This is a genomic window from Streptomyces gilvus (assembly GCF_022513565.1).
In the GTDB taxonomy this organism is placed as follows: domain Bacteria; phylum Actinomycetota; class Actinomycetes; order Streptomycetales; family Streptomycetaceae; genus Streptomyces; species Streptomyces gilvus.
In genome coordinates, this window is the sequence record NZ_JAKWBE010000012.1 from 119345 (window position 1) to 145012 (window position 25668).

Consider the following 25668-nt stretch of genomic DNA (forward strand, 5'->3'; position numbering starts at 1 on the left):
CCTGACTCTTCCCCCGGCCGCGCACATTCCGTTAACTTCCGTGACCCACGGACCTCGTACGACCCGCACGAGGCCATCGGACGGCGGAGCACCAGCGCCTGCAGCCCCCGGGGGCACCGGACATGACACGCGCCATCTCTCTGTACGACGTGACCAAGACCTACACGCGGGGCGTCCGCGTGGTGGACCGGCTGTCGCTGGACATCCGGCCCGGCGAGTTCCTGGTCCTGCTGGGGCCCTCCGGCTGCGGGAAGTCCACGGTGCTCAGGATGATCGCCGGACTGGAGGAGATCACCGAGGGCAGGCTGCTGCTCGACGGCGAGGAGGCGGGCGAACTGCTGCCGTCCGAGCGGAACATGGCGATGGTGTTCCAGAACTTCGCCCTCTATCCGAACATGACCGGCCGCGGCAACATCGGCTTCCCGCTCCGGGTGGAGAACCCCGGCGAGGACCCGCGCCCCCGGGTCGACGCCACCGCCCGCATGCTCGGCATCGAGGACCTCCTGGACCGCTTCCCCAGCCAGCTCTCCGGCGGCGAGCGCCAGCGGGTCGCGATGGGCCGGGCCATCGCCCGCCACCCCTCCGCCTTCCTGATGGACGAGCCGCTGTCCAACCTCGACGCCAAGCTCCGCAACCACCTGCGCGCGGAGATCGCCGCGCTCACCCGGGAGCTGGGTGTGACCACGGTGTACGTCACCCACGACCAGTCCGAGGCCATGTCGCTCGGCGACCGGGTCGCCGTACTGCGCGGCGGCGTCCTGCAGCAGGTGGGCACCCCGCGCGCGGTCTACGCCCTGCCGCGCAACGTCTTCGTCGCCGCCTTCATCGGCACCCCGCGCATCAATCTGCTGCGGGGGCTGGTGCGGGCCCCGCTGGACGGCGCGATGACCATCAGCCTGGGCAAGCAGTTCCTGCGGCTGCCCGAACCGCTGTCCCTGGACCACCAGTTGCTCCGGGTCCAGCAGGGCCGGGAGGTGATCGTCGGCCTGCGGTCGGAGGCCGTCCGCATCGCCAAGCACAGCTCCGCGCGGCCGGGGGAGGTGCCGCTGACCGGACTGGTCGAGCATGTGGAGTTCCAGGGGCACGAGGTGCTGGTGCACTTCAACACCGGTTCCCAGCCCGCCGTCGTACCGGACCTGGAGGCCCCGCGCCCCGGGCGGCAGTCCCGGCGCAGACGCGGCGGGACGAGCGTCCTGGGCCGGTTGAAGGACCGGGCGGAGGCGCTGCGCGCCGGGCCCGTGGTGGTGCTCGACGACGAGGAGTCGCGGGACACGCAGCCGGCCCCCGCTCCGGCCGAGCCGCGTCTCCCCGGTGATCTGGTGGTCCGCACGACGCCCGACATCGATCTGCGCCGGGGGCTCCAGGTGCCGCTGCTGGTCGACATCGCCCACCTGTTCGTCTTCGACCGGCACGGTGAGCGGATCTGCCCGTCCCCGTCGAGGCTGCCGGATCTCGACGGCTGACGGTCCCCGGGGACCGCGGTGTCTGGCGTTTCAAAACTACCGCCGCTAGTTTATGTGGCTGTCGGTAGGTTGGGACGCGAACCACGGCGCTGCCCTGAGGAGCACCATGAAGGCACATGACGGCATGTACATCGACGGGGAGTGGCGTTCCGCCGCGGGCCGGGACGTGATCGACGTCGTGAACCCGGTGGACGAGCAGGTCATCGGGCACGTCCCCGCGGGGACGGCCGAGGACGTGGACGCGGCGGTACGCGCCGCCCGCGCCGCCTTCCCGGGCTGGGCCGCAACCCCGCCCGCCGAGCGGGGCGCACGGCTGGCCGCCCTGCGGGACGTCCTCGTCGCCCGCAAGGACGAGATCGCCGAGACGGTCACCGCCGAACTCGGCTCGCCGCCGCAGTTCTCGCAGAACGTCCACGCCGCCGTGCCGATCGCCGTGGCGGGCTCGTACGCCGACCTCGCGACGACGTACGCCTTCGAGGAGAGGCACGGGAACTCGACGGTCCATCTGGAGCCGGTCGGCGTGGTCGGCGCGATCACGCCCTGGAACTACCCGCTCCACCAGATCGTCGCCAAGGTCGCCCCGGCGCTCGCGGCGGGCTGCACCGTCGTGCTGAAGCCCGCCGAGGACACCCCGCTGGTCGCCCAGCTCTTCGCCGAGGCGGTCCATGAGGCGGGCGTGCCGGCCGGTGTCTTCAACCTGGTCACCGGGCTCGGACCGGTCGCCGGGCAGGCCCTCGCCGAGCACCCGGACGTCGACCTGGTCTCCTTCACCGGGTCGACGGCCGTGGGGCGGCGCATCGGCGCGACGGCGGGCGCGGCCGTGAAGCGGGTCGCCCTGGAGCTGGGCGGCAAGTCCGCCAACGTCATCCTGCCGAGCGCCGACCTCGCCAAGGCGGTCAACGTCGGCGTCGCCAACGTCATGTCCAACTCCGGCCAGACGTGCAGCGCCTGGACCCGGATGCTGGTGCACCGCGACCAGTACGAGGAGGCGGTCGAAATGGCCGCCACCGCCGCCGCCAAGTACGGCTCCCGCATCGGCCCCGTGGTGAACGCCAAACAGCAGGCGCGGGTGCTCGGTTACATCGAGAAGGGTGTCGCCGAGGGAGCGCGGCTGGTCGCCGGCGGACCCGAATCGCCGCGCGAGCGGGGCTACTTCGTCTCCCCGACCGTCCTCGCGGACGTCACTCCCGAGATGACCGTCGCCCAGGAGGAGATCTTCGGCCCGGTCCTGTCCGTCCTGCGCTACGAGGACGAGGAGGACGCCCTGCGCATCGCCAACGGCACGGTGTACGGCCTCGCGGGCGCCGTGTGGGCCGGCGACGAGGCGGAGGCGGTCGCCTTCGCCCGCCGGATGGAGACGGGGCAGGTCGACATCAACGGCGGCCGCTTCAACCCCCTCGCCCCCTTCGGCGGTTACAAGCAGTCCGGCGTCGGCCGCGAACTCGGCACGCACGGTCTCGCCGAGTACCTCCAGACCAAGTCCCTGCAGTTCTGAGGAGCGTTTCCGTGGTTCGCGCAGCCGTACTGCCCGCAGTGGGCGACCCGTTGGAGATCACGGACATCGAGCTGCCCGACCCGGGCCCCGGCCAGGTCCGGGTGCGGCTCGCCGCGGCCGGGGTGTGCCACTCCGACCTGTCCCTGTCCAACGGCACCATGCGGGTGCCGGTGCCCGCCGTGCTCGGCCACGAGGGCGCCGGCACGGTCGTCGCCGTCGGAGAGGGCGTCACCCACGTCGCCCCCGGCGCCGAGGTGGTCCTCAACTGGGCGCCTTCCTGCGGCACTTGCCACGCCTGCTCACTGGGCGAGGTCTGGCTGTGCGCCAACGCCCTGAACGGCGTGGCGGACGTGTATGCCCGCACCGCCGACGGCACCGAGCTGCATCCCGGGCTCAACGTGGCCGCGTTCGCCGAGGAGACCGTCGTCGCGGCGGGCTGCGTCCTGCCCCTCCCCGCCGGCGTCCCCCTCACCGACGCCGCCCTGCTGGGCTGCGCGGTCCTCACCGGCTACGGCGCCGTCCACCACGCGGCGAAGGTCCGGCCCGGCGAGACGGTCGCCGTGTACGGCGTCGGGGGAGTGGGCCTGGCGGCGCTGCAAGGGGCCCGTATCGCGGGAGCCTCCCGCATCGTCGCGGTCGACGTCTCCCCGCAGAAGGAGGAGCTGGCGCGAGCGGCCGGCGCCACCGACTACGTCCTCGCGTCCGACAACACCGCCCGCGAGATCCGGGGGCTGACCGGCAAGCAGGGCGTCGACGCGGCGATCGAGTGCGTGGGCCGCGCGGCCACCATCCGCACCGCCTGGGACTCCACCCGCCGGGGCGGCCGTACGACGGTCGTCGGCATCGGCGGCAAGGACCAGCAGGTCACCTTCAACGCACTGGAGCTCTTCCACTGGGGCCGCACCCTCTCGGGCTGCGTCTACGGCAACACGGACCCGGCGAAGGACCTCCCGGTCCTGGCCGACCACGTCCGCTCCGGCCGCCTCGACCTGGGCGCGCTGGTCACCGAGCGGATCGCCCTGGACGGCATCCCGGCCGCCTTCGAGAACATGCTCGCGGGCAAGGGCGGCCGGGCGCTCGTGGTCTTCTGAGACCGACCCGGCTCACGGCACTTCCTCGCGCTGCGGCTCGGGTACGGCGGTGCGCGCCGTCGCCCGGGGCCGCGAGCGGGACACCGCGACGCCGGCCAGGCACAGCGCCCCGCCCGCGAGGGTCAGCAGCCCCGGCACCTCGCCGAGCGCGAGCCAGGACATCAGCACGACAAGGGCGGGGACGGCGTACGTCGTCGCGCCCATGCGGCTCGCGGTCGTACGGGCGAGGGCGTACGCCCAGGTCGTGAACGCCAGGGCCAGCGGGAACACCCCCAGGTACACCATGTTGAGCGTCGCCGACCCGGGTGCGTGCGCCGCCTCGTGGGCCAGCTGCCCGGCGAACGGCAGACACAGCACCGCGCCGACCAGACAGCCGAAGGCCGTCACCTGGAGGGCGCCGGCCTGTCTCAGAGCGGGCTTCTGGGCGACGACTCCGGCCGCGTACGAGATCGCGGCGAGCAGACACAGGACGACACCGAGCACCGAGGAACCGCCCTCGCCGGACATCGACAGCCCCACGGCGACGGCCCCGGCGAACGACACCGCCATGCCGGCCAGCAGCCGGGGCGGCATGGGGTCGCCGAGGACCTTCGCGCCGAGCAGGGCGATGAGGATGGGGCCGATGTTCACGACCAGGGCCGCGGTGCCGGCGTCGACCTGCTGCTCGCCCCAGTTCAGCACGACGCTGTAGAAGCCGAACCAGAGGACGCCGGATATCAGGATGCCCCGCCAGGCCGAGCGCGGCGGAAGCCCTTCCCGCCGTACGACCAGCATGACGCCGAGCACGACGGAGCCGGACAGCAACCGTCCCAGCGCGAGGGCGCCGGGGGAGTAGGCGGTTCCGGCACTCCGGATCGACACGAAGGCGGAGGCCCACAGCACGACGGTCACGGCGGCGGCGGCCGCCGCTCGGACGCCGGTGCGGTTCGTGATCGGGCTGGCGTTCATCATGCTCCTGAGGCTAGGCACGGGGTGGGGACGGGGCTGGCGGATATCGGACGGTGGGGTGTGGACGGCCAGTGGGGTGGACGGCTGGGGTGTGTGCCGGGTGCGGGTCGCCTGTGGCCGGTCGCGCAGTTCCCCGCGCCCCGGAAGCAGCGGCCGCCTCTCCAGGGGCGCGGGGAACTGCGCGAACAACCCCCACTCACCCGCACCCGGCACACCACCGATCCGCCCGCCCCCTTGGCCTCACCGCAACGCCCCCGATTCGATCCCCAACTGCTCCCACAAGGCCCGCTCACCAACCTCCGTCACCTTCACCGCCCGCTCGGTACCGATCCGCACGCACCACCCCACCGAGAACGCATGCCGACACAACGCCGCCCCAGCCACACCGGCCAGGTGCACGCGGCGTTCGGTCCAGTCGAGGCACGCCCGGGCCAGTGGACGCCGGCCCCCGCGGTCCAGCGCGATACCCACCCCGGCGAACCAGTCGACCCCCGCATCCGTGAGGGCGAACCCCGTGTCCTGGCGCAGCAGCCCCCGTGCGGTCAGTCCGTCGGTCACCGCGATCCCGAGCCGCCCCGCGAGATGGTCGTAACAGGTCCGCCCCCGCGCCATCGCGGACCCCGCGCTCGACGCCCGCAGCCCGCGCGGCCGTACGGCGTCTGACGGCCGCACCTGTGCCGCCAGGTCCTCCACCAGTTGGGCGACCCGCGCGTCCGCGAGACGGACGTACCGGTGCCGGCCCTGGCGCTCCTCCGCCAGCAGGCCGCCCGTGACGAGCTTGCCGAGGTGTTCGCTGAGCGTCGACGGGGCGACCCCGGCGTGCCGGGCCAGCTCACCTGCGGTCCACGCCCGCCCGTCCAGCAGCGCGAGCAGACACGCGGCCCGTGTCTCGTCGGCGATCAGCGCGGCCAGCCGGGCCAGCTGCGGTGCCTGGGGATCCCTCGTGGTCATGCGTCCCAGGATGGGCTACGGACACTTCGGCGGTCACCGAACGGTCGCTACACCGGCCGCCGTACCTGCTCGTACTGCTGGGAAAGGCCGTCCAGCAGTGCCGTCAGACCCGTCTCGAAGGCCCGCTCGTCGATCTTCTCCTGCTGCTCGGCGAGGAGGTGGGCCTGCCCGAGGTGGGGGTAGTCGGCGGGGTCGTAGGCGGTCGCGTCGTCCACGAAGCCGCCGGCGAAGGAGCCGAGCGCCGAGCCCATGATGAAGTACCGCATCAGCGCGCCGATCGACGTCGCCTGGGCCGCAGGCCAGCCCGCGTCGACCATCGCGCCGTACACCGCGTCCGCGAGCCGCAGACCGGCCGGGCGGCGGCCGGGGCCCGTCGCGAGGACCGGGACGATGTTGGGGTGGTCGCGCAGGGCGTCCCGGTAGGAGACGGCCCAGTCGTGCAGCGCGGTCCGCCAGTCGCGGCCGTCCTCGAACATCGACAGGTCGACCTGCGCGCTCACCGAGTCGGCGACCGCTTCGAGGATCTCGTCCTTGGTGCGGAAGTGGTTGTAGAGCGAGGGCCCGCTGACCCCGAGCTGCGCCGCGAGCCGCCGGGTGGAGACGGCCGCCAGGCCCTCCGCGTCCACGAGCGCACGTGCCGCCTCGACGATCCGGTCGGTGCTCAGCAGGGGCTTGCGCGGTCGGGCCATGGCGCACATAGTAGGGCTGCGAACGGAAACTAGCAGTGCTAATTTAAATGTGCGGATGTCAAAGGTACGGATTTCAAGTGGGGTGATCCCGTGGTGAACCTGGGGCTGAGCGAGGAGCAGACGGCCGTACGGCAGCTGGCCCGGGACTTCGTCGCCCGCGAGATCGCTCCCCATGTCGTCGCGTGGGACCGGGCCGAGGAGGTCGACCGGGCCGTCGTGAAGAAGCTCGGCGAGGTCGGCTTCCTCGGGCTGACCGTGGACGAGGAGTACGGCGGCTCGGGCGGTGACCACCTCGCCTACTGCCTGGTGACGGAGGAGCTGGGGCGGGGCGACTCGTCCGTGCGCGGGATCGTGTCCGTCTCGCTCGGACTGGTGGCGAAGACGATCGCCGCCTGGGGGAGCGAGGAGCAGAAGCGGCGGTGGCTGCCCGGGCTCACCTCCGGCGAGTACGTCGGCTGCTTCGGTCTCACCGAGCCCGGCACCGGCTCCGACGCCGGCAACCTGACCACGCGCGCCGTGCGGGACGGCGACGACTACGTCATCGACGGCACCAAGATGTTCATCACCAACGGCACCTGGGCCGACGTGGTGCTGCTGTTCGCCCGTTCCACGGACGCGCCCGGCCACAAGGGGGTCTCCGCCTTCCTCGTCCCCGCCGACACCCCCGGTCTGACCCGCCGCACCATCCACGGCAAGCTCGGCCTGCGCGGCCAGGCGACCGCCGAACTCGCCCTGGAGGCCGTCCGCGTGCCCGCCTCGGCGATGCTCGGCGAGGAGGGCAAGGGGTTCTCGGTCGCCATGTCGGCCCTCGCCAAGGGGCGGATGTCGGTGGCCGCCGGGTGCGTGGGCATAGCCCAGGCCGCACTGGACGCCGCGGTGCGGTACGCCGGGGAGCGCGAGCAGTTCGGCAGGTCCATCGCCCATCACCAGCTCGTCCAGGAGCTGATCAGCGACATCGCCGTCGACGTGGACGCGGCCCGGCTGCTGACCTGGCGGGTCGCCGACCTGATCGACCGAGGCCGGCCCTTCGCCGTCGAGTCCTCCAAGGCGAAGCTGTTCGCCTCCGAGGCCGCCGTGCGCGCCGCCAACAACGCGCTGCAGGTCTTCGGCGGCTACGGCTACATCGACGAGTACCCGGCGGGCAAGCTGCTGCGGGACGCCCGGGTGATGACCCTGTACGAAGGGACCAGCCAGATCCAGAAGCTGCTCATCGGGCGCGCGCTGACGGGGGTCTCCGCCTTCTGAAGCGCCCTCAGCTCTGAGTACTGCCTAGGTACTTCGGCGGATGTGGGACCGGCCGCATCCGCCGACGCTTGTCCCCATGAGTGACACACCGGGCAAGCAGCAGAACACGGCCGCCTTCTACGGCCAGGCCGTCGCCTCCTTCGCGGTCGCCATGGCCGCGACCGCCATCGGCATCTTCAAACTGAACGCGGACGCCTGGGTCCGGGCCTTCCTGGGCATCGCCGTCCTGTACCTCGTGACCTCCGCCTTCACCCTCGCCAAGGTCATCCGCGACCGGCAGGAGGCCACCGAGCGCGCCTTCCACCCGTTCGAGAAGCTCTGACCGGCCGGACCGTGGACCGCCCTGAACGGGGACTCTAAGCGCTCGCTCACCTTCGGCGGTATGGTAGGAGCTCACGTCGGCGAGAGGGGCGAGCGAGCGATGAGTACGGCGGAGGAGACGGCCGGCGGCGAAGTGGCGCCGTGGGGCGAGGTCACGCCCGACGCGGCCCGGCGGCTGCTGGTCGCCGCCGTGGAGGCCTTCGCCGAGCGCGGGTACCACGCCACGACGACCCGGGACATCGCGGGCCGGGCCGGGATGAGCCCGGCCGCGCTCTACATCCACTACAAGACCAAGGAAGAGCTGCTCCACCGCATCAGCCGGATCGGCCACACCAAGGCGCTGGACATCCTGCGGACGGCGGCCCGGCGCGAGGGCACCGCGGCCGAGCGGCTCGCCGACGCCGTCAGCTCCTTCGTCCGCTGGCACGCGGGCGGCCGTACCACCGCGCGGGTCGTGCAGTACGAGCTCGACTCGCTCGGGCCGGAGGCCCGCGCCGAGATCGTCGCGCTGCGCCGGCAGTGCGACGCCGAGGTGCGCGGGATCATCGAGGACGGCATCGCGTCCGGCGAGTTCGACGTGCTCGACGTCAAGGGCACCACCCTGGCGGTGCTCTCGCTCTGCATCGACGTGGCCCGCTGGTTCAGCATCGACGGCCCCTGGACGCCCGACGAGGTCGGCGCGCTCTACGCCGACCTCGTGCTGCGGATGGTCGGGGCCTCGAAGTAGGCGCCCGTCAGGCGTAGTACCGGGACACCGACTCCGCGACGCACACCGGCTTGTCCCCGCCCTCGCGCTCCACGGTGAAGGCGACGGACACCTGGACACCGCCCGGCACGTCCTCGACCTTGCTGATCGTCGCCGTCGCGCGCAGCCGGGAGCCGACCGGGACGGGGGCGGGGAAGCGGACCTTGTTGGTGCCGTAGTTGACGCCCATCTTCACGCCCTCGACCTTGATCAGCTGCGGACCGAAGAGCGGGAGCAGCGAGAGGGTGAGATAGCCGTGGGCGATGGTCGTACCGAAGGGCCCCGCCGCTGCCTTCTCCGGGTCCACGTGGATCCACTGGTGGTCGCCGGTCGCGTCCGCGAACAGATCGATCCGCTTCTGGTCGATCTCCAGCCAGTCGCTGTACCCCAACTGCTCGCCCACCGCCGCCTTCAGTTCGTCGGCGGAGGAGAAGATCCTCGGCTCTGCCATGTCCCGGCCTTCCTGTGTGCCTCTGTGTCCACGGTGCCTTTGTGTCCACACCGCTGATGTCCCGCCACATTGTCTAAGCAACTGCTTAGCATGGTCGGGTCGGGGTGCTCTGTCAACGGATCGTGGCCCGGACGGGGTGGGTAGGGTTCGATGAGTGCCCCAGATCCCAGAGAAGATCCACGAGCTCACGGTCGGCCAGCTCGCGGCGCGCAGCGGCGCCGCCGTCTCCGCCCTGCACTTCTACGAGTCCAAGGGCCTGATCACCAGTCGGCGCACCGCCGGCAACCAGCGCCGCTACCACCGCGACACCCTCCGCCGGGTCGCCTTCGTGCGCGCCGCCCAGCGCGTCGGCATCCCCCTCGCCACGATCCGCGAGGCCCTCGCCGAACTCCCCGAGGAACGCACCCCCACCCGCGAGGACTGGGCCCGGCTCTCGGAGGCCTGGCGCTCCGAACTCGACCAGCGCATCACCCAGCTCAACCGCCTCCGCGACCACCTAACCGACTGCATCGGCTGCGGCTGCCTCTCCCTGGACACCTGCGTCCTGTCCAACCCGGACGACGTCTTCGGCGACCGGCTGACCGGCTCGCGGCTCATGGTGGAGCGGCGGGGGAGCCGGCAGGGGCGGCAACGGTAGAACCGCGCCGCCCCCGCCAAGCGCTGTGCCCCCTCACTCGTACTCCGTCCCGCCCTTCCGGGTCAGGTACGCCGGACTGACCGCCTTCGCGATGGCCCGTCCACCGGTCACCGGGCTGTACCGCTCGACGGCGGGCCGGACGACGACCCCCTCGCGCAGGTGCAGCCCGCGCCCCGACACGGTCTCCCGGCCGCTCGCGATCTCCAGCACCCGGTCGATGTCGTACGGCCCCTCGTACAGCCGGGGCACCGACGGCAGCTCCCCGTCCAGCAGTTCGGCCGCGTCCAGCCAGCGCACGGCGCCGTCGATCTCCGCGGACACGTCGAAGACGGCGTACCCCAGGCTCTCGCGCCGCCCGTCCGCGCCGTAGGTGAGGTCCTGGACCCCCGCTCCGTAGACCTCGCCGAAGATCCCGACCCGGCGTGCCCCCAGCCGCTCGGCCAGCCGCGCCGCGGCCTCGGCGACACCGTGTCCGCGCACGGCACGCCAGTACAGGTTGCGCGGATCCTCTTTCAGGGCGAGGGACTTGGCGCCGAACCCCTTGGACGACACGTGCACCCGGCCCGCGTCGGCGAGATACGTCAGCAGGCAGGCCGAACCGTGCAGCTTCTCGGTCAGGACCACATCCTCGCCCGCTGTGAAGATGTCCGGAAACCGCTGGAGGTTCTCGATGTCCACCCAGGGCAGCAGATCGGGCGCGGACTCGACCTCGCCGCTCATCGTGGGCGGGATCGGCGGCACCCACTTGGTGATGCCGAGCACCTCCGCGAAGTCGGTGCCCTCCAGCGCGGCCCGCGCGAGGTCGATGTCCGCCAGCGCCTTCGGCCGGCACACGATGCCCTGCGACAGCTCACCGCGCAGCCGGACCGCCTTCACCCGGTCGGAGTGCGGACCCGCCAGCCGCCCGGTCAGCCCCAGCTCCTCGATCAGCCCGGCCGGCAGCACGGCCTGCTCGGGGATGTACACGGCCGCCTCGCCGGTGCGGTACGCGCCCTTGGCGACGACCGCCCGGTACAGACCCACCTGGGCCAGTTCGAGAGCGTCGGCGTCGGGGTGTTCGTGGACGGTCAGCACTTCGGCGGTGACGCGCAGCGTCGACATGGGACTCCTCGGTTCCTGGGTCGCTCAGTTCGGTTTCATCGCCTCCCAACTGTCCGGACCGGAAAAGGGTGGAGCGAGCGGATTTACGGGTGCTACCGTCGCGCGCCGCCGTACTGGCGCAGTCCCTCCGCCACCAACTGGGCGTTGGACAGGGCGCGTTCGCCGTCAGGCAGCAGCAGGGTGTCCTCCAGGCCGATACGGGTCAGCAGGCCCAGCCGCCCCGCCAGCCGCAGCACCGGCCAGGCCCCGCCGTCCTCGCCGTGCAGCAGCACGGGACGCCCCCGTGCCGTGCCGAGCTCGGCCAGGAGGGCATGGGCGCTCGCCTCGGCCGTGTCCGGCGAGGTGTCCGTCACCTCGGCGAGCACGCGCAACACCCGGGGGCCGAGGGGCGAGCCGGCGAACCGGGCGGCGCCGTCCGTGCCCGACCAGACGCCCGCCTCGACACCCACGCCACGCTCGATCAGCGCGGCGGCGATCTCCTCCGCGCCCTCCTCGTGCCAGTTGACCGACGCGTGGTCCGGAAGCACCGTCCACTCCTGGATCCGGGCGAGCCGCGCCGCGGGATCCGGTTCCGCCCAGGCGCCCGTGGTCACCCCGACCGGCACGGACACCCGCGCCCGTATCGCCTCCAGCGTCGGCGCGAGCACCCGGGGCGACAACGAGTCCCGTCCACACGGGGTCTTGGGGTGGACGTGGACGTCCGTGGCCCCGGCCGCGACCGCCCGCGCCGCCGACTCGGCCATCGCCTCCGGAGTCAGCGGAACCATCGCGCCGTCGGCCGCTTGCCGCGGTCCGTTGAGACACACCTGCACCATGCCCCAAGCCTGCCGGCCGCCACCGACACCGGTGCGCGAGCGGCCCCCGCCTGTGGACAACGCGCCTGTGGAAAACAGGGGGTGCGGCATCCCCGGCGCACCCCCGCCGTGCTAGGCCGACACCAGCAGCCTTCCGCGCCGTGCGTCCGCCAGGGCCTCGGGCTTGAGCACGGGCCGTGGCACCAGGATTCCGCAGTGCGTGCAGACCGGACCCGAGGAGGGTTCGTGGTCCAGGTCGTAGGTCCAGATCAGCCGCTCCGTGCCGCAGACCGGGCACTGGGCGCCCGGTTCGCGCTCCAGCGCGGAGATCAGCCGGCGCAGTACCTCGGCCAGCGGCTCACGGGGGTGAACCCGCGGGTCGTCGCACCACGCCACTCCGAAGCCGCCCCAGGTCAGCCGGTGCCAGTCGTCCACACTGCCCGGCCGGCGCAGCCCGTCGTGCTTCTCCTTACGGCGCCGCTCGGCGAACTCGACCTCGTAGGCCAGCCAGACCGAACGCGCCTCCTCCAGTTCCTCCAGTGCGGCCACGAGCCGCGCTGGGTCGGGGGAGCGGTCCTCGGGACCGAACCCTGCCCGGGAGCACAAATGGTCCCAGGTCGCCCTGTGCCCGTAAGGAGCGAACCGCTCGAGGCACTTGCGCAGTGAGTACCGCCGCAGTGCCAGATCGCACCGCGGGTCACGGACCTGTCTCGCCAGACTCCGGAAACCGGCCATCGCCCTGCACCTCCGTCACACCTGCACCTGTACTTCGGTCACTTCGGCGTCGTCGCACGCGGATGTCACCCGACTTCACTCCGACTTCAGCCGACTTCGCTCGACTTCACTCGACTTCGCGCGACGTCGCCGAATAGACGTATCGACACACGATTCGGCTCCATCCGATTTCCGATGGCCTCCATAAGTCGACGCGCCGACTTCCAAAACTTGACGATTGTTCATCTTCAATCCCGGGGATACCGGCGGTAACGTCCCGGCACACCCCTCATCGGCAGGAGCCGCCATGCCCCGGCGTACCGTGCGCACCACCCTCGACAGATTGAGAACTCCCGGCAGACTCACCGGGTTCCTGAAGTCCGCATCCATATGCGTCCTGATTGCGGGTCTTTTGTCCCCACTGGCCCAGGCCCCGGCCTCGGCGGCGGCCTCCAACGACTACTGCGGCGGCCAGTGTTCCGACATCCTGCCGCCCGGTGAGAACGGCAACGCGACCCTCGCGCAGATCCTCCTCAACCAGGCCTTCGGCTCCCAGCCCGACCACGCCGAGGACCAGCTCGGCCCCTACGCCAACCTGGCCACCGGGTACTCCGGTCTGACCGACGCCAAGATCAACAACTTCTTCAACGACGCGTCGTTCGGGGTCGCTTCCGATCAAGTCGCCTCCACGGAGAAGCCGGCGGGCCGCACCGATGTGACGATCGTCCGCGACAAGAAGACGGGCGTACCGCACATCACCGGTACCACCAGATACGGCACCGAGTTCGGCGCCGGGTATGCCGCCGCTGAGGACCGGCTGTGGCTGATGGACGTCTTCCGGCACGTGGGCCGCGGCCAGCTGACCACCTTCGCGGGCGGCGCCGCCTCCAACCAGGGCCTGGAGCAGGAGTTCTACCGCAACGCCCCGTACAGCGAGGCCGACCTGCAGGCGCAGATCGACAACGCCGTGGCCAACGCGGGCGCCCGCGGCCAGCAGGCCCTCGCGGACGCCAACGCCTACCTCGCCGGCATCAACTCCTACATCGACGCCTCCGACTCGGGCCGCTACTTCCCCGGCGAGTACGTCCTCACCGGCCACAAGGACTCGATCACCAACGCCGGCACGATCGACCACTTCAAGATCACCGACCTGGTGGCGCTGGCCTCCGTGATCGGCTCGCTGTTCGGCTCCGGCGGCGGCGGCGAGGTCAACAACGCGATCTCCCTGCTCGCCGCCCAGTCCAAGTTCGGCGTGGAGCAGGGCACCAAGGTCTGGGAGGCGTTCCGCGAGCGCAACGACCCCGAGGCCGTCGTCACCGTCCACAACGGCGAGAGCTTCCCGTACGGAACCAAGCCGGCCACCGCCCAGGGCGAGGCCCTGCCCGACGCCGGTTCGGTGACCACCGAGCCGCTGGTCTACGACGCCACCGGCACCGGCGCGAGCCAGAGCGCCAACGCCGCCTCCCAGGCCGCCACCGCGACCGCCCTCAGCTCCGCCAAGCGCGGGATGTCCAACGCGCTGGTGGTCAGCGGGAAGTACACGGCCAGCGGCCACCCCATCGCCGTCTTCGGACCGCAGACCGGCTACTTCGCCCCCCAGCTGCTCATGCTCCAGGAGATCCAGGGCCCCGGCATCAGCGCCCGCGGCGCCTCCTTCGCCGGCCTGAGCATGTACGTCGAACTCGGCCGAGGCCAGGACTACTCGTGGTCCGCGACCACCTCCGGCCAGGACATCATCGACACCTACGCCGTCGAGCTGTGCCAGGACGACTACCACTACCTGTACCACGGCACCTGCACAGCCATGGACAAGGTCGAACAGACCAACTCATGGAAGCCGACCACGGCCGACGGCACGGCCGCGGGCTCGTACACCATGCGGGTGTGGAAGACGAAGTACGGACCCGTGGAGTACCGGGCGACCGTCGGCGGCAAGAAGGTCGCCTACACCACCCTGCGCTCCTCCTACATGCACGAGGCCGACTCGATCATCGGCTTCCAGATGCTCAACGACCCCGGCTTCGTGAAGGGACCGGCGGACTTCCAGGCCGCCGCGCAGCACATCAACTACACCTTCAACTGGTTCTACGCCGACTCCCAGCACACCGCGTACTACAACAGCGGTGACAACCCGGTGCGCGCGAGCGGCGTCGACCCCGAGTTCCCGGTGTGGGGACAGGCCGCCTACGAGTGGCAGAACTGGGACCCGACCACCAACACCGCCGACTACACGCCCGCGTCCCAGCACCCCAACTCCGTCGACCAGGACTACTACATCTCCTGGAACAACAAACAGGCCCTCAACTACACCACCGCCAGCTGGGGCGACGGCTCCGTGCACCGCGGCAACCTCCTTGAGGACCGGGTCAAGAAGCTGGTCGCGGCCGGCGGGGTGACCCGCACCAAGCTGGTGCAGGCCATGGCCGACGCCGCCCTGACCGACCTGCGCGCCGAGGACGTGCTGCCCAAGCTGCTCCAGGTCATCAACAGCAGTACGGTGACCGACTCCACGGCCGCCGCCGCGGTGAGCAAGCTGCAGGCCTGGGTCACCGCGGGCGGCAAGCGCACGGAGACCTCGGCCGGCTCCAAGACGTACGCCAACGCCGACGCCATCCGCATCCTGGACGCCTGGTGGCCGCTGCTGGTGAAGGCGGAGTTCCAGCCCGGCCTCGGCAGCGACCTGTACACCGACATCACCAACAACCTGCCCATCGACGAGTCCCCGTCGGCCGCGCACGGGCCCACCGGCTCACACGCGGGAAGCTCCTTCCAGTACGGCTGGTGGAGCTATGTCGACAAGGACATCCGGGCGGTGCTCGGACAGTCGGTGCAGGGCGGCCTGACGCAGAAGTTCTGCGGCGACGGCACCGTGAGCGGCTGCCGGGACGTCCTGATCAGCACCCTGAGGACGGCGGCCGGCGAGTCCGCGTCGACCGTCTACCCCGGGGACTCGCTGTGCTCGGCGGGCGACCAGTGGTGCGCCGACTCGATCGTCCAGCGCACCCTGGGCGGCATCAAGCACTACAACATCAGCTGGCAGAACCGGCCCACCTTCCAGCAGGTGGTGGAGTACACCTCGCACCGGTGACCCGGCGGGCGGCGGGTCAGCGGACGCGGCCCGCCGCCAGCACCACCCGCGCCAGCTCGGGGTGCACGATGTCGCTGTGCGCCCCGCACGGCGGGCCGCCACGCCTGACCACCTCGGCGGCGTCGATGTTGACGCACCCCGAGGCGGGCAGCGTGGCTGCCAGCGCGTCCGACAGCGTGTACGCGCGCGTACCGGGCACCGCCTGCACCCCGTCGCGCCCCATCGCCCCCCACTTGTCGCCCAGCAGCGACCCCAGGCCGAACCCCTCGACCACACCCTCCGCGTCACCCGCCATCCGGGAGGCCAGCGGATACAGCGTCCCGAGCGCCGAGTCGAAGTGCGAGTAGCAGCACACCAGAGGACCGTCGATCAGGTTCTGCCGGCCCTGCAGCACCCCTCCCGCGCGCGCGTCGAACGGCAGCCGGGTCGCGAACGCGTAGTGCGAGAAGGCCCCTTGGAGCAGCGTCACCGACTTCACCGTCCGCACGCCCTCGGGCAGCCCGCCCAGCGCGAACGACACCAGCCGCCCGCCGAAGCTGTGCCCGACCAGATGCACCCGCACCTCGGGCGCGGCGGCGGCCAGCCGCCCGACGACCGGCCCGAGCCCGCGCTCGCCGACCGTCCCCGCGCGCCGCTTCATCGCGTAGTACGTCGCCTGCCGCAGCAGTTCCTTCGCCCCGTCCCAGGGATTGGGCAGCGTGAAGCCCTCGGCCCCGGCACCGGACCGGAGCGAGGCCAGTGCCTGCGCGAAGTCGCGGCAGAGCGACTCGGTGTCCCCGGTGAACAGCACCGGTTCGCTCTGCGGGACGCCCTCCGCGAGCGTGTCCGCCGCGAACAGCGGCTGCGGCCCGCCCGGTACGACCTCCACCAGCAGCCGCACCAGCCTGCCGAACTCCTCCACCCCGTTCGCGGGCCGCTGCTCCAGCATCCGCGCGATCTGGTCGACGACCGTGGCCCGCCCGGGGAACGTCTCCAGCAGCGCGTGCCGGGTGTCCTTGTCCAGCGCGTCCCCGGGTGCCGTCTCCGCCTCCGTGGCGACCACGGACTTCGGGAAGTCGGGGATCGGCTCGTCGCAGAAGCGCATCGACGGCCAGACGACGCCGACGTACCCGATCCTCGCCTGCGGCGCGAGGTGCGGGACGGGTGCGAAGAAGTGGTCGTAGAGGCGGGTCGCGCCCGAGCGGTCGTTGTTCCAGCCGTGCGCGAAGACGATCAGATCGCGCACGCCGCGCCGCGTCACCTCGGTGAGCAGCCGGTCCCGTTCCTGCGGGTCGACGTCCCCGTCCGCGTCGAAGGTCAGTTCCCAGTAAGGAGTCACACTCATGGTCGGCTGTGCCATCACGGCCCCCTCGTCCCCCGTAGCGATGCGCTGTGGGCGCATCGTCCTGCTCGGGGACAAGGTTGGCCATACGGCGTGACCCGGTTCTATGGACTCATTTCTAGAGAGCCCCGCGCCCCTTGGGGCGTGGCAGTCACCCCTTCCTTGACACATACCGACCGGTTAGTCTGGCCGTCGCGGGGATGGAGCCGAGCCGCAGTCGAAGGAGACCGATGGTGGAAGCCGTGCGGGATGCGAGAGTCGTCGTCACCGGGGCCGGAGGCGGGATCGGGGCCGCGCTTGCCCGGCGGTTCGCCGCTGAAGGGGCCCGGGTCGTCGTCAATGACCTGGACGGGGAGCGGGCCGAGGCGATCGCCGCTGAGATCGGTGGGATCGCCGTGCCCGGGGACGCTTCCGCGATCGTCGGCGACGCGCGGGACGCCCTCGGTGGGGTCGTCGACGTCTACTGCGCCAATGCCGGGGTCGCCTTCGAGGACGGGGCCCAGGGGCTGTCCGCCGACGAGAAGTCCTGGGCGACCGCCTGGGACGTCAACGTCATGGCGCATGTGCGTGCCGCCGAGGCGCTGCTTCCGGGGTGGCTGGAGCGCGGAACGGGCCGTTTCGTCTCCACCGTGTCCGCCGCCGGGCTGCTGACCATGATCGGGGCGCCCTCGTACAGCGTCACCAAGCACGGGGCCTACGCCTTCGCCGAGTGGCTGTCGTTGACGTACCGGCACCGGGGGATCAAGGTGCACGCCATCTGTCCCCAGGGGGTGCGGACCGACATGCTGGCGGCCACCGGGAGCGCCGGGAACCTGGTGCTGCAGCCGACCGCGATCGAACCGGCGGACGTGGCGGACGCGCTGTTCAAGGGGATCGCGGAGGACCGGTTCCTGATCCTGCCCCACCCCGAGGTCGCCGGGTACTACCGGGCCAGGGCCACCAGCCCCGACCAGTGGCTGACCAGCATGAACCACATCCAGCAGAAGTGGGAGGAGGTGCGATGAGCGGGTCGCGCTACGCGGACAAGCCGTGGGTGGCGCTGCTGAACGACGCCCAGCGGGCGCCCGTCGAGCCGGCCGACTCGTTGGTGCACGCCCTGCGGCGGTCCGTCGCCGAGGCGCCCGACCGTGACTTCCTCGCCTACTTCGACGGGCGGCTCGGCTACCGCGAGGTCGACGAACTCAGCGACTCGGTGGCCGGGTACCTTGCCGCCCAGGGGCTGGAGCGCGGTGACCGGGTGGCGATCCTGCTGCAGAACTCCCCGCACTTCGTGCTCGCCCTGCTGGGGGCGTGGAAGGCCGGGGCGGTCGTGGTGCCCGTCAACCCCATGTACACGTCGGGGGAGGTCGCGCACGTCCTGCGCGACGGCGAGGTGGCGGCGCTCGTCTGCTCCGACCGCGCCTGGGAGTCGTATCTGCGCGAGACCGCCGCCGACTCGCCGGTGCGGATCGTGCTGACCGGGTGCGAGCTGGACTTCCAGACGCGGGACGACGCGCGTGTGCTGGGCTTCGAGCGGCTGCCGCGGGCCGGTGACGCCGAGGACCTGGTGGCCGTGGCGCGGGCGGGACACAAGGCGCCGGCCGGACGGGACCCCGGCCCCTCCGACATCGCGCTGATCAGCTACACCTCGGGGACCAGCGGCACGCCCAAGGGCGCCACCAACACGCACGGCAACATCATGTACAACGCCGAGCGGCAGCGGACCGGGCTCGCCCTGCCGGACGCGCCCGTCTACTACGCGCTCGCACCGCTGTTCCACATCACCGGGATGGTGTGCCAGCTCGGCGCCTGCCTCAACAGCGCCGGGACGCTCGTACTGACGTACCGCTTCGAGGCGGGGGTCGTGCTGGAGGCGTTCGCCGAGCACCGGCCGCACTACACCGTGGGGCCGTCGACCGCGTTCATGGCGCTGGGCGCGCACCCGGACTGCACGCCGGACCACTTCTCGTCGTTCGTCAACATCTCCAGCGGGGGCGCGCCGGTGCCGCCGGCGCTGGTGGAGAGGTTCCGGGCGGGCTTCGGGCCGTACATCCGCAACGGCTACGGGCTGACGGAGTGCACCGCGCCGTGCGCCTCCGTGCCGCCCGGTCTGGAAGCGCCGGTCGACCCGGTGTCCGGGACGCTGGCCGTGGGCCTGCCGGGGCCGGAGACCGTCGTACGGATCGTGGACGACCAGGGGCGCGAGGTGCCCTTCGGCGAGCAGGGGGAGATCCTGGTCCGCGGGCCGCAGGTCGTGCCCGGCTACTGGCGCCGCCCCGACGCGACCGCCGAGACCTTCCCGGACGGCGAACTGCGCACCGGTGACATCGGGTTCATGGACGAGCGGGGCTGGCTCTACGTCGTCGACCGCAAGAAGGACATGATCAACGCGTCCGGCTTCAAGGTGTGGCCGCGCGAGGTCGAGGACGTGCTGTACACGCATCCGGCGGTGCGCGAGGCGGCCGTGGTCGGGGTGCCCGACGGGTACCGTGGCGAGACCGTCAAGGCGTACATCAGCCTGCGTCCGGGCGCCGAGACGGACCCGGACGAACTCGCGGTGTACTGCAAGGAGAGACTGGCCGCCTACAAGTACCCGCGGCAGGTGGAGATCCTGCCCGACTTGCCGAAGACGGCGAGTGGGAAGATCCTCCGTCGGGAGCTTCGTTCCCGCAGGCGAGCAAGCGAATAGAACACCGGAACACGGCGGAAAGCCCGGAAGGCAGGTGGCGGCACAGTGCCCAGGACGACGGACGGAGACGGTACGCCCGTCCCGCAGCGGCTGCTGGCCGCCGCCACCCGGCTCTTCGCCGAGCAGGGCTACGACCGCACCTCCGTGCAGGAGATCGTCGAGGCGGCCGGCGTCACCAAGGGTGCGCTGTACCACTACTTCGGTTCCAAGGACGACCTCCTGCACGAGGTGTACGCGCGCGTGCTGCGCGTCCAGCAGGAGCGTCTCGACGCCTTCGCCAACGCCGACGAGCCGATCGAGAAGCGGCTGCGGGGCGCGGCGGCGGACGTCGTCGTCACGACCATCGAGAACCTCGACGACGCGATGATCTTCTTCCGCTCCATGCACCACCTCAGCCCGGAGAAGAACAAGCAGGTGCGCGCCGAGCGGCGGCGCTACCACGAGCGCTTCCGTGCGCTGATCGAGGAGGGGCAGCAGGCCGGGGTCTTCTCCCGGGCCACCCCGGCGGACCTGGTGGTGGACTACCACTTCGGTTCCGTCCACCACCTGTCGACCTGGTACCGGCCCGACGGACCGATGAGCCCGCAGGAGGTCGCCGACCACCTGGCCGACCTCCTCCTACGGGCTCTGCGTCCCTAGCGGACCGCCGGGATCACAGGTACTTCGGAATCACAGGTACTTCTTCAGCTCCCGGCGGGCCAGCGAGCGCTGGTGCACCTCGTCCGGGCCGTCCGCCAGCATCAGGGTGCGGGCGCCCGCGTACAGCTCGGCGAGCGGGAAGTCCTGGCTGACGCCGCCCGCGCCGTGCAGCTGGATCGCGCGGTCGATGATGTCGACGACCGTGCGCGGGGTGGCGATCTTGATGGCCTGGATCTCCGTGTGGGCGCCCTTGTTGCCGACGGTGTCCATCATCCAGGCCGTCTTCAGCACCAGCAGGCGCAGTTGCTCGACGGCCACGCGCGCGTCGGCGATCCAGTTCTGCACGACGCCCTGCTGGGCCAGCGCCTTGCCGAACGCGGTGCGCGAGACGGCCCTGCGGCACATCAGCTCGATGGCGCGCTCGGCCATGCCGATCAGCCGCATGCAGTGGTGGATCCGGCCGGGGCCGAGGCGGGCCTGCGCGATGGCGAAGCCGCCGCCCTCCTCGCCGATCAGGTTGGTGACCGGCACGCGCGCCTGGTCGAAGACCACCTCGGCGTGGCCGCCGTGGTAGTGGTCCTCGTAGCCGAAGACCTGCATCGCGCGCTCGACGGTGACGCCCGGGGTGTCCCGGGGGACCAGGACCATGGACTGCTGGCGGCGGATGTCGGGCCCGTCCGGGTCCGTCTTGCCCATCACGATGAAGATCCTGCAGTCGGGGTTCATCGCCCCGGAGATGTACCACTTGCGGCCCGTGACGACGTACTCGTCGCCCTCGCGCCGGATGTGCGTGGTGATGTTGGTGGCGTCGGAGGAGGCCACCTCCGGCTCGGTCATCGCGAACGCCGAGCGGATCTCACCGGCCAGCAGCGGCTCCAGCCACTGCTTCTTCTGCTGCTCGTCGCCGAACTGCGCGAGCACCTCCATGTTCCCGGTGTCCGGTGCCGCGCAGTTGAGGGCGGTGGGCGCCAACTGCGGGCTGCGGCCGGTGATCTCGGCGAGCGGGGCGTACTGGAGGTTGGTGAGGCCGGCGCCGTACTCGGCGTCGGGGAGGAAGAGGTTCCACAGGCCCTGCCTGCGCGCCTCGGCCTTCAACTCCTCGACGACGGCCGGGGTGTCCCACGGGGACGCGAGCGCGGCGCGCTGCTCCTCCGCCACCGGCTCGGCCGGGTAGACGTACTCGTCCATGAAGGCGAGCAGTGTGGCGCGCAGCTCCTCGGTGCGCGCGTCGAACGCGAAGTCCATGTCCGATCAGCCTTCCTGAAGGGTCGTCAGGCCGTGCTCGATGAAGACGGGGACCAGGCCCCCGATGCGGTCGAAGCCCCGGCCGACCGTCTGGCCCAGGGTGTAGCGGTAGTGGATGCCCTCGAGGATCACGGCGAGCTTGAACCAGGCGAACGCCGTGTACCAGGAGACGGCGGAGACGTCCCGCCCGGAGCGGGCCGCGTACCGCTCGACCAGCTCGGCGGGGGCCGGGTGGCCGGGGGCCTCGGCGGTCGTCGAGACGGGGGAGTCGGGCATCCCGAGCGGCAGGCTGTACATCACCAGCAGACCGAGGTCGGTGAGCGGATCGCCGAGGGTGGACATCTCCCAGTCGAGGATGGCCTTGATCCTGTCGTCCTCCCCGATCAGCACGTTGTCCAGGCGGTAGTCGCCGTGGACGACGGTGGGTGCGGGGGAGGACGGCAGGCGGCGGCCGAGCTCGGCGTGCAGCTCGTCGATGCCGGGCAGGTCGCGGTTGCGGGAGGCGTCCAACTGCTTGCCCCAGCGGCGCAGTTGGCGGTCCAGGAAGCCCTCGGGGCGGCCGAAGTCGGCGAGGCCCACCTCGGCGGGGTCCACCGCGTGCAGCTCGACCAGGGTGTCCACCAGCGACAGCACCGCGCCCCGGGTCCGCTCCGGGCCCAGCGGGGCGAGCTGGCCGGCGGTGCGGTACGGGGTGCCGTCGACGAACTCCATGACGTAGAAGGGCGCCCCCAGCACCTCCTCGTCCTCGCACAGCAGCACCGGACGCGGCACGGGCACCTCCGTCGGGTGCAGCGCGCTGATCACCCGGTGCTCACGCTTCATGTCGTGCGCGGTGGCCAGGACATGGCCGAGCGGCGGCCGCCGCACGACCCACTTCGAGGTGCCGTCCGAGAGCGCGTACGTCAGGTTCGAGCGTCCGCCCTCGATCAGCCGGCCGCTCAGCGGCCCCCGCACCAGACCGGGCCGCTCGCGCTCCAGCAGGGAGCGCAGCCGGTCGAGATCGAGGCCTGGCGGATGATCGGGGCTCATCGGTGCTCCTTCGCGGGCGCGTGAACGGGACTCGCCCCATCATGCCGACTGGTCGGTATGTCGTCCAGTGTTAGGACCCAAAGTGACCGGGGCCACCCCGCGCCGACGCTGCTCGTACAGGGTCTCGCCGCACAGGGTCTCGCCGCACAGGGTCTTGCCGCACAGGGTCTTGCCGCTCATGGTCTTGCCGCTCATGGTCTCGCCGCTCATGGTCAGAACACCAGCGCCGCCCCGCACACCGCCATGGCCACCGTGCACAGGATGGCGGCCGTGGCATGGCGGGGGGCGAGGACCTCGGGGACCGTGTCCGCCGCGAGGGCGCGGATGCGGTGGTGGGCCAGGAGCAGGAAGGCCAGCCAGAGGACGCAGCACAGGGCGCAGGCGACGACCCCGACCGCGGAGACGCCGCCGTGCAGTGCCGTCTTCATGGCGAGGACGGCGGCCACGGTGCTCGCCAGGGTGGTACGACGCCACGCCAGGCGGGTGCGTTCCGGCTGCAGGCCGGGGTCGCGGGTCTCGGCCGTGCTCATCCCTCCCACCCGACCAGGACCACGACGACCATGGCGAGGGCCACGATCGCGACGACCACGCCGAGCAGGGCCGGGAAGCGGGAGACCGGGAGGTCCTCGCCCCGGCGCATGGCCCGCTCGCAGCGCATCCAGTGGTTGACCGCGCGCAGCGAGCACAGCACGCCGGCTCCGAGCAGGGCGAGTGCCAGGCCGACGCGCCAGGCCCAGCGCAGGTCGGGGAGGAACTGGTCCACCGCGAAGCCGCCGCCGATCAGCGCGAGGGCGGTGCGCAGCCAGGCGAGAAACGTGCGCTCGTTGGCCAGGGAGAAGCGGTAGTCGGGGGTGTGGCCTTCCTCTCGGACCTGCTCGGGGGCGAACCAGAGCCGGACGTTTCGTGCGAAGTCGATCACGTCGAGGACCTTATCCGGTGCGCCTTCAGACGTTCGAACGCGGCCAGTCCGTCCGGCACCCACTCCCAGTCCGCGAGCCGCCGCTCCACCTCGGCCTCCGGCAGGTAGTCGTGCCAGGCCACCTCCTCGACCTGGGGTCGGACCGGCAGCTCGCAGCGCACCTCGTACACCGCCGACCACCAGGTGCGGCCGGCGCGGTCGTCGTACAGGAACTTGAAGAGGAAGCGGGGAGCGGGCAGGCCACTCACCCCCAACTCCTCCTCGGCCTCGCGCAGGGCCGCCTCGTCGTAGGACTCGCCCGCGCCGACCACACCGCCGACGAACATGTCGTACAGGGAGGGGAAGACCAGCTTGGTCGGGGTGCGGCGATGGACGAAGACGCGGCCCTCGGCATCCCGGGCCTGGATGAAGACGCAACGGTGCCGCAGCCCCTTCGCGTACGCCTCGCCGCGCGGAGACTGGCCGATGACCTGATCGTGCTCGTCGACGATGTCGAGGATCTCGTCTGCCGGGTTCGTCATACGACCATCCAACCAGCCCCCCCCGTCACAGCCGAGCGCCTACCGAGGCCGACGGCACGGGAGCGGACCGACGTCAGTTCAGCCGCAGGTCTCGGATCCGCTCGGGCTCGTCCCCGGACGGGCTCGGTGGCCGTGCCGGCGCGGTGCGGTTGGCCCGCGATGGTGGGGGGCGTGAAGCCTTCCGCGAGCGGGGTCTGTCGGGTCCCGTCGGCGGCCGAGCGGTGCCAGGTTCGGCGTCGCGGGTGCCGAGAGTGGGAGCCATTCGGCTGCAGGTTCCCGCTTCGCTCGGGCTCGTCCCCGGACGGGCTCGGTGGCCGTGTCGGCGCGGTGGGGGCGGCGCGCGACGGTGGGGGCCGTGACGCCGTTCGCGAGCAGGGGCCGTCGGGTCAGGTCCGACGGCCGAGCGGCTGCCGGACCGGCGGCGCGGTTGCCGAGAGAGAGGGGGCAGTTCGGCTGTAGGTCCCGGATCCGCTCGGGCTCGCCCCCGGAACGGGGCGGTGGGTGTGGCGTGGTTGGCTCGCGACGGCGGAGGCCGTGGCTCCGTCCGCCGACAGTGGTGGTCCGGCGTGGCGGGGGAGTGGCTGCCGGGTTCGGCGGTGTGGGTGCCGAGAGCAGGGGGTGTCAGTTGGGCTGCAGGTCCCGGATTCGTTCGGGCTTGGCTGTGCCGGTCGGCATGCAGGGGTGCAGGCCCAGCAGGACGATGCCGCCGACGATCGCCGCGAGGCCCGCCGCCTCCCAGGCCAGGGCGCCGGTGTCGGTGCGCAGTCGGTCGCCCAGGAAGCCGACCCCGCACAGGATGCCGGCCAGCGGCTGGGCGGCGGTGAGGGCGGGCAGGGACATCCGCAGGGGCGCCGTCTCGAAGGCGCTCTGGACCAGGATCAGGCCCGTGACGCCGAGCGCGGCCACGCCGTAGGGCTGCCAGGTGGTGAACAGCTCGGTGAAGCCGCCCGCGGAGAAGCGCTGGCCGCTGATCCGGGTGAGGGCGTCCTGGACGCCGTAGAGCACGCCCGCGGCGAGGGCCAGCAGCACGGGGGCGGCGCTGAGCCGGGAACGCTTGGCGTACGTCGTCAGGAGCAGGGCCAGTCCGAGCATGGCGCCGATGATCAGCCAGTGCCGGAAGGGGTCGGTGAGCGCGCTGCCTCCGCGGGGCTGCCCCGCGACGATGAAGGCCGTGACACCGCCCGCGAGCAGCGCCAGTCCGGTCCAGCCCTGTCGGCCTAGCGGCTGCCGGGTCTGGCGGCGGGAGAGGGCCAGCGCGAACAGCAGATTGGTGGCGAGGAGCGGCTCGACCAGGGAGATCTCGCCCTCGCTCAGCGCGACGGCGCCGAGCACCATCCCGACCACCATCAGCCCGATACCGCCCAGCCAGCGCGGCACCCGCATCAGGTCCAGGAGCAGCCGGGGCGAGAGGAAGTCGCCCAGGGGTGCGTGCTGTGCCGCGTTCTGCTGGAGTACGAAGCCGAAGCCCAGGCAGCATGCCGCGCTCACGGCGAGGACCAGAACCAGAACCGACACGCTGCGTACCTCGATCATTGGGCCGGGCTACGGGGGCGTTTGGGTGACTGTAGCGTCCCAGTGCCCGGCGTGCCCCTG

Annotated in this window: 26 protein-coding genes; 11 read left to right on the plus strand and 15 right to left on the minus strand. The window is 71.7% G+C overall.

Features of this window, described 5'->3' with window-relative positions; genetic code table 11:
• Window positions 1-122 precede the first annotated feature (122 nt).
• From MKW14_RS20115 to MKW14_RS20125, 3 genes are all read left to right on the plus strand, one after another.
• On the plus strand, window positions 123-1463 hold the full coding sequence (locus MKW14_RS20115; RefSeq protein WP_240864167.1) for an ABC transporter ATP-binding protein: 1341 nt from the start codon (window positions 123-125) through the stop codon (window positions 1461-1463).
• A 106-nt stretch (window positions 1464-1569) separates the two neighbouring features.
• Window positions 1570-2958, plus strand: coding sequence for an aldehyde dehydrogenase family protein (locus MKW14_RS20120; protein ID WP_240864169.1), 1389 nt, complete (start codon window positions 1570-1572; stop codon window positions 2956-2958).
• A gap of 11 nt (window positions 2959-2969) precedes the next feature.
• On the plus strand, window positions 2970-4049 hold the full coding sequence (locus tag MKW14_RS20125) for a Zn-dependent alcohol dehydrogenase (protein ID WP_240864171.1): 1080 nt from the start codon (window positions 2970-2972) through the stop codon (window positions 4047-4049).
• Between the two features lie 12 nt (window positions 4050-4061).
• Here the strand turns inward: MKW14_RS20125 and MKW14_RS20130 are convergent, their stop codons facing one another.
• The 3 genes from MKW14_RS20130 to MKW14_RS20140 form a co-directional block, all read right to left on the minus strand.
• The gene (locus tag MKW14_RS20130; protein WP_374116578.1) at window positions 4062-5000 is read right to left on the minus strand and encodes a DMT family transporter; all 939 of its coding nucleotides are present in this window, start codon (window positions 4998-5000) and stop codon (window positions 4062-4064) included.
• 237 nt (window positions 5001-5237) lie between these two features.
• Window positions 5238-5948: an ArsR/SmtB family transcription factor gene (locus MKW14_RS20135; RefSeq protein ID WP_240864172.1), complete on the minus strand. Its 711-nt coding sequence runs from the start codon at window positions 5946-5948 to the stop codon at window positions 5238-5240.
• A 47-nt stretch (window positions 5949-5995) separates the two neighbouring features.
• Window positions 5996-6637, minus strand: a complete 642-nt coding sequence (locus MKW14_RS20140; RefSeq protein ID WP_240864174.1) for a TetR/AcrR family transcriptional regulator — start codon at window positions 6635-6637, stop codon at window positions 5996-5998.
• Window positions 6638-6730: 93 nt separating this feature from the next.
• On the opposite strand from MKW14_RS20140, the gene MKW14_RS20145 reads away from it, so the two are divergent.
• From MKW14_RS20145 to MKW14_RS20155, 3 genes are all read left to right on the plus strand, one after another.
• On the plus strand, window positions 6731-7882 hold the full coding sequence (locus tag MKW14_RS20145; RefSeq protein WP_240864387.1) for an acyl-CoA dehydrogenase family protein: 1152 nt from the start codon (window positions 6731-6733) through the stop codon (window positions 7880-7882).
• Between the two features lie 76 nt (window positions 7883-7958).
• A complete protein-coding gene (locus MKW14_RS20150; protein ID WP_133047205.1) occupies window positions 7959-8204 on the plus strand; it encodes a YiaA/YiaB family inner membrane protein in 246 nt (81 codons plus the stop codon).
• Window positions 8205-8303: 99 nt separating this feature from the next.
• The gene (locus tag MKW14_RS20155) at window positions 8304-8930 is read left to right on the plus strand and encodes a TetR/AcrR family transcriptional regulator (protein ID WP_240864175.1); all 627 of its coding nucleotides are present in this window, start codon (window positions 8304-8306) and stop codon (window positions 8928-8930) included.
• A gap of 7 nt (window positions 8931-8937) precedes the next feature.
• Here the strand turns inward: MKW14_RS20155 and MKW14_RS20160 are convergent, their stop codons facing one another.
• Complete coding sequence (locus MKW14_RS20160; RefSeq protein WP_240864177.1) at window positions 8938-9399, minus strand: MaoC family dehydratase; 462 nt, start codon at window positions 9397-9399, stop codon at window positions 8938-8940.
• Window positions 9400-9553: 154 nt separating this feature from the next.
• Between MKW14_RS20160 and soxR the strand changes: the two genes are divergently transcribed.
• Complete coding sequence (gene soxR, locus MKW14_RS20165; RefSeq protein ID WP_240864181.1) at window positions 9554-10036, plus strand: redox-sensitive transcriptional activator SoxR; 483 nt, start codon at window positions 9554-9556, stop codon at window positions 10034-10036.
• A gap of 33 nt (window positions 10037-10069) precedes the next feature.
• On the opposite strand, the gene MKW14_RS20170 is transcribed toward soxR, so the two are convergent.
• From MKW14_RS20170 to MKW14_RS20180, 3 genes are all read right to left on the minus strand, one after another.
• Window positions 10070-11137, minus strand: a complete 1068-nt coding sequence (locus MKW14_RS20170; RefSeq protein WP_240864182.1) for an RNA ligase (ATP) — start codon at window positions 11135-11137, stop codon at window positions 10070-10072.
• Between the two features lie 92 nt (window positions 11138-11229).
• Entirely contained in the window at window positions 11230-11952 is a 723-nt protein-coding gene (locus MKW14_RS20175) for a 3-keto-5-aminohexanoate cleavage protein (RefSeq protein ID WP_240864185.1), read from the minus strand.
• Window positions 11953-12063: 111 nt separating this feature from the next.
• Window positions 12064-12666: a hypothetical protein gene (locus MKW14_RS20180; protein WP_240864187.1), complete on the minus strand. Its 603-nt coding sequence runs from the start codon at window positions 12664-12666 to the stop codon at window positions 12064-12066.
• A 286-nt stretch (window positions 12667-12952) separates the two neighbouring features.
• Here MKW14_RS20180 and MKW14_RS20185 point away from each other — a divergent pair, with 286 nt between their 5' ends.
• Window positions 12953-15733 (plus strand): penicillin acylase family protein, encoded by a 2781-nt coding sequence (locus MKW14_RS20185; RefSeq protein WP_240864189.1) that lies wholly within the window; start codon window positions 12953-12955, stop codon window positions 15731-15733.
• 16 nt (window positions 15734-15749) lie between these two features.
• Here MKW14_RS20185 and MKW14_RS20190 read toward each other — a convergent pair whose 3' ends face one another.
• Window positions 15750-17072, minus strand: coding sequence for a serine-threonine protein kinase (locus MKW14_RS20190; RefSeq protein ID WP_240864191.1), 1323 nt, complete (start codon window positions 17070-17072; stop codon window positions 15750-15752).
• A gap of 212 nt (window positions 17073-17284) precedes the next feature.
• Here MKW14_RS20190 and MKW14_RS20195 point away from each other — a divergent pair, with 212 nt between their 5' ends.
• From MKW14_RS20195 to MKW14_RS20205, 3 genes are read left to right on the plus strand one after another with little or no spacing between them, the layout of a single operon-like run.
• Window positions 17285-18058, plus strand: a complete 774-nt coding sequence (locus MKW14_RS20195) for an SDR family oxidoreductase (RefSeq protein WP_240864193.1) — start codon at window positions 17285-17287, stop codon at window positions 18056-18058.
• On the plus strand, window positions 18055-19722 hold the full coding sequence (locus MKW14_RS20200; RefSeq protein ID WP_240864195.1) for a class I adenylate-forming enzyme family protein: 1668 nt from the start codon (window positions 18055-18057) through the stop codon (window positions 19720-19722). The genes MKW14_RS20195 and MKW14_RS20200 overlap by 4 nt, the downstream gene beginning before the upstream one ends.
• Before the next feature lie 45 nt (window positions 19723-19767).
• Window positions 19768-20361: a TetR/AcrR family transcriptional regulator gene (locus MKW14_RS20205; protein WP_133047194.1), complete on the plus strand. Its 594-nt coding sequence runs from the start codon at window positions 19768-19770 to the stop codon at window positions 20359-20361.
• Window positions 20362-20391: 30 nt separating this feature from the next.
• On the opposite strand, the gene MKW14_RS20210 is transcribed toward MKW14_RS20205, so the two are convergent.
• From MKW14_RS20210 to MKW14_RS20240, 7 genes are all read right to left on the minus strand, one after another.
• Window positions 20392-21606: an acyl-CoA dehydrogenase family protein gene (locus MKW14_RS20210; RefSeq protein WP_240864197.1), complete on the minus strand. Its 1215-nt coding sequence runs from the start codon at window positions 21604-21606 to the stop codon at window positions 20392-20394.
• A 6-nt stretch (window positions 21607-21612) separates the two neighbouring features.
• On the minus strand, window positions 21613-22635 hold the full coding sequence (locus MKW14_RS20215; RefSeq protein WP_240864199.1) for a phosphotransferase family protein: 1023 nt from the start codon (window positions 22633-22635) through the stop codon (window positions 21613-21615).
• Window positions 22636-22674: 39 nt separating this feature from the next.
• On the minus strand, window positions 22675-22845 hold the full coding sequence (locus MKW14_RS20220; RefSeq protein ID WP_240864201.1) for a hypothetical protein: 171 nt from the start codon (window positions 22843-22845) through the stop codon (window positions 22675-22677).
• Window positions 22846-22847: 2 nt separating this feature from the next.
• Complete coding sequence (locus tag MKW14_RS20225) at window positions 22848-23165, minus strand: DUF202 domain-containing protein (RefSeq protein ID WP_240864203.1); 318 nt, start codon at window positions 23163-23165, stop codon at window positions 22848-22850.
• Window positions 23162-23554, minus strand: coding sequence for a YidH family protein (locus MKW14_RS20230; RefSeq protein ID WP_240864205.1), 393 nt, complete (start codon window positions 23552-23554; stop codon window positions 23162-23164). Before MKW14_RS20230 ends, MKW14_RS20225 begins: the two co-directional genes overlap by 4 nt.
• Window positions 23551-24075, minus strand: coding sequence for an NUDIX hydrolase (locus tag MKW14_RS20235; protein ID WP_240864207.1), 525 nt, complete (start codon window positions 24073-24075; stop codon window positions 23551-23553). Before MKW14_RS20235 ends, MKW14_RS20230 begins: the two co-directional genes overlap by 4 nt.
• Before the next feature lie 621 nt (window positions 24076-24696).
• Window positions 24697-25590 (minus strand): DMT family transporter, encoded by an 894-nt coding sequence (locus tag MKW14_RS20240; RefSeq protein ID WP_240864209.1) that lies wholly within the window; start codon window positions 25588-25590, stop codon window positions 24697-24699.
• Window positions 25591-25668: the final 78 nt, after the last annotated feature.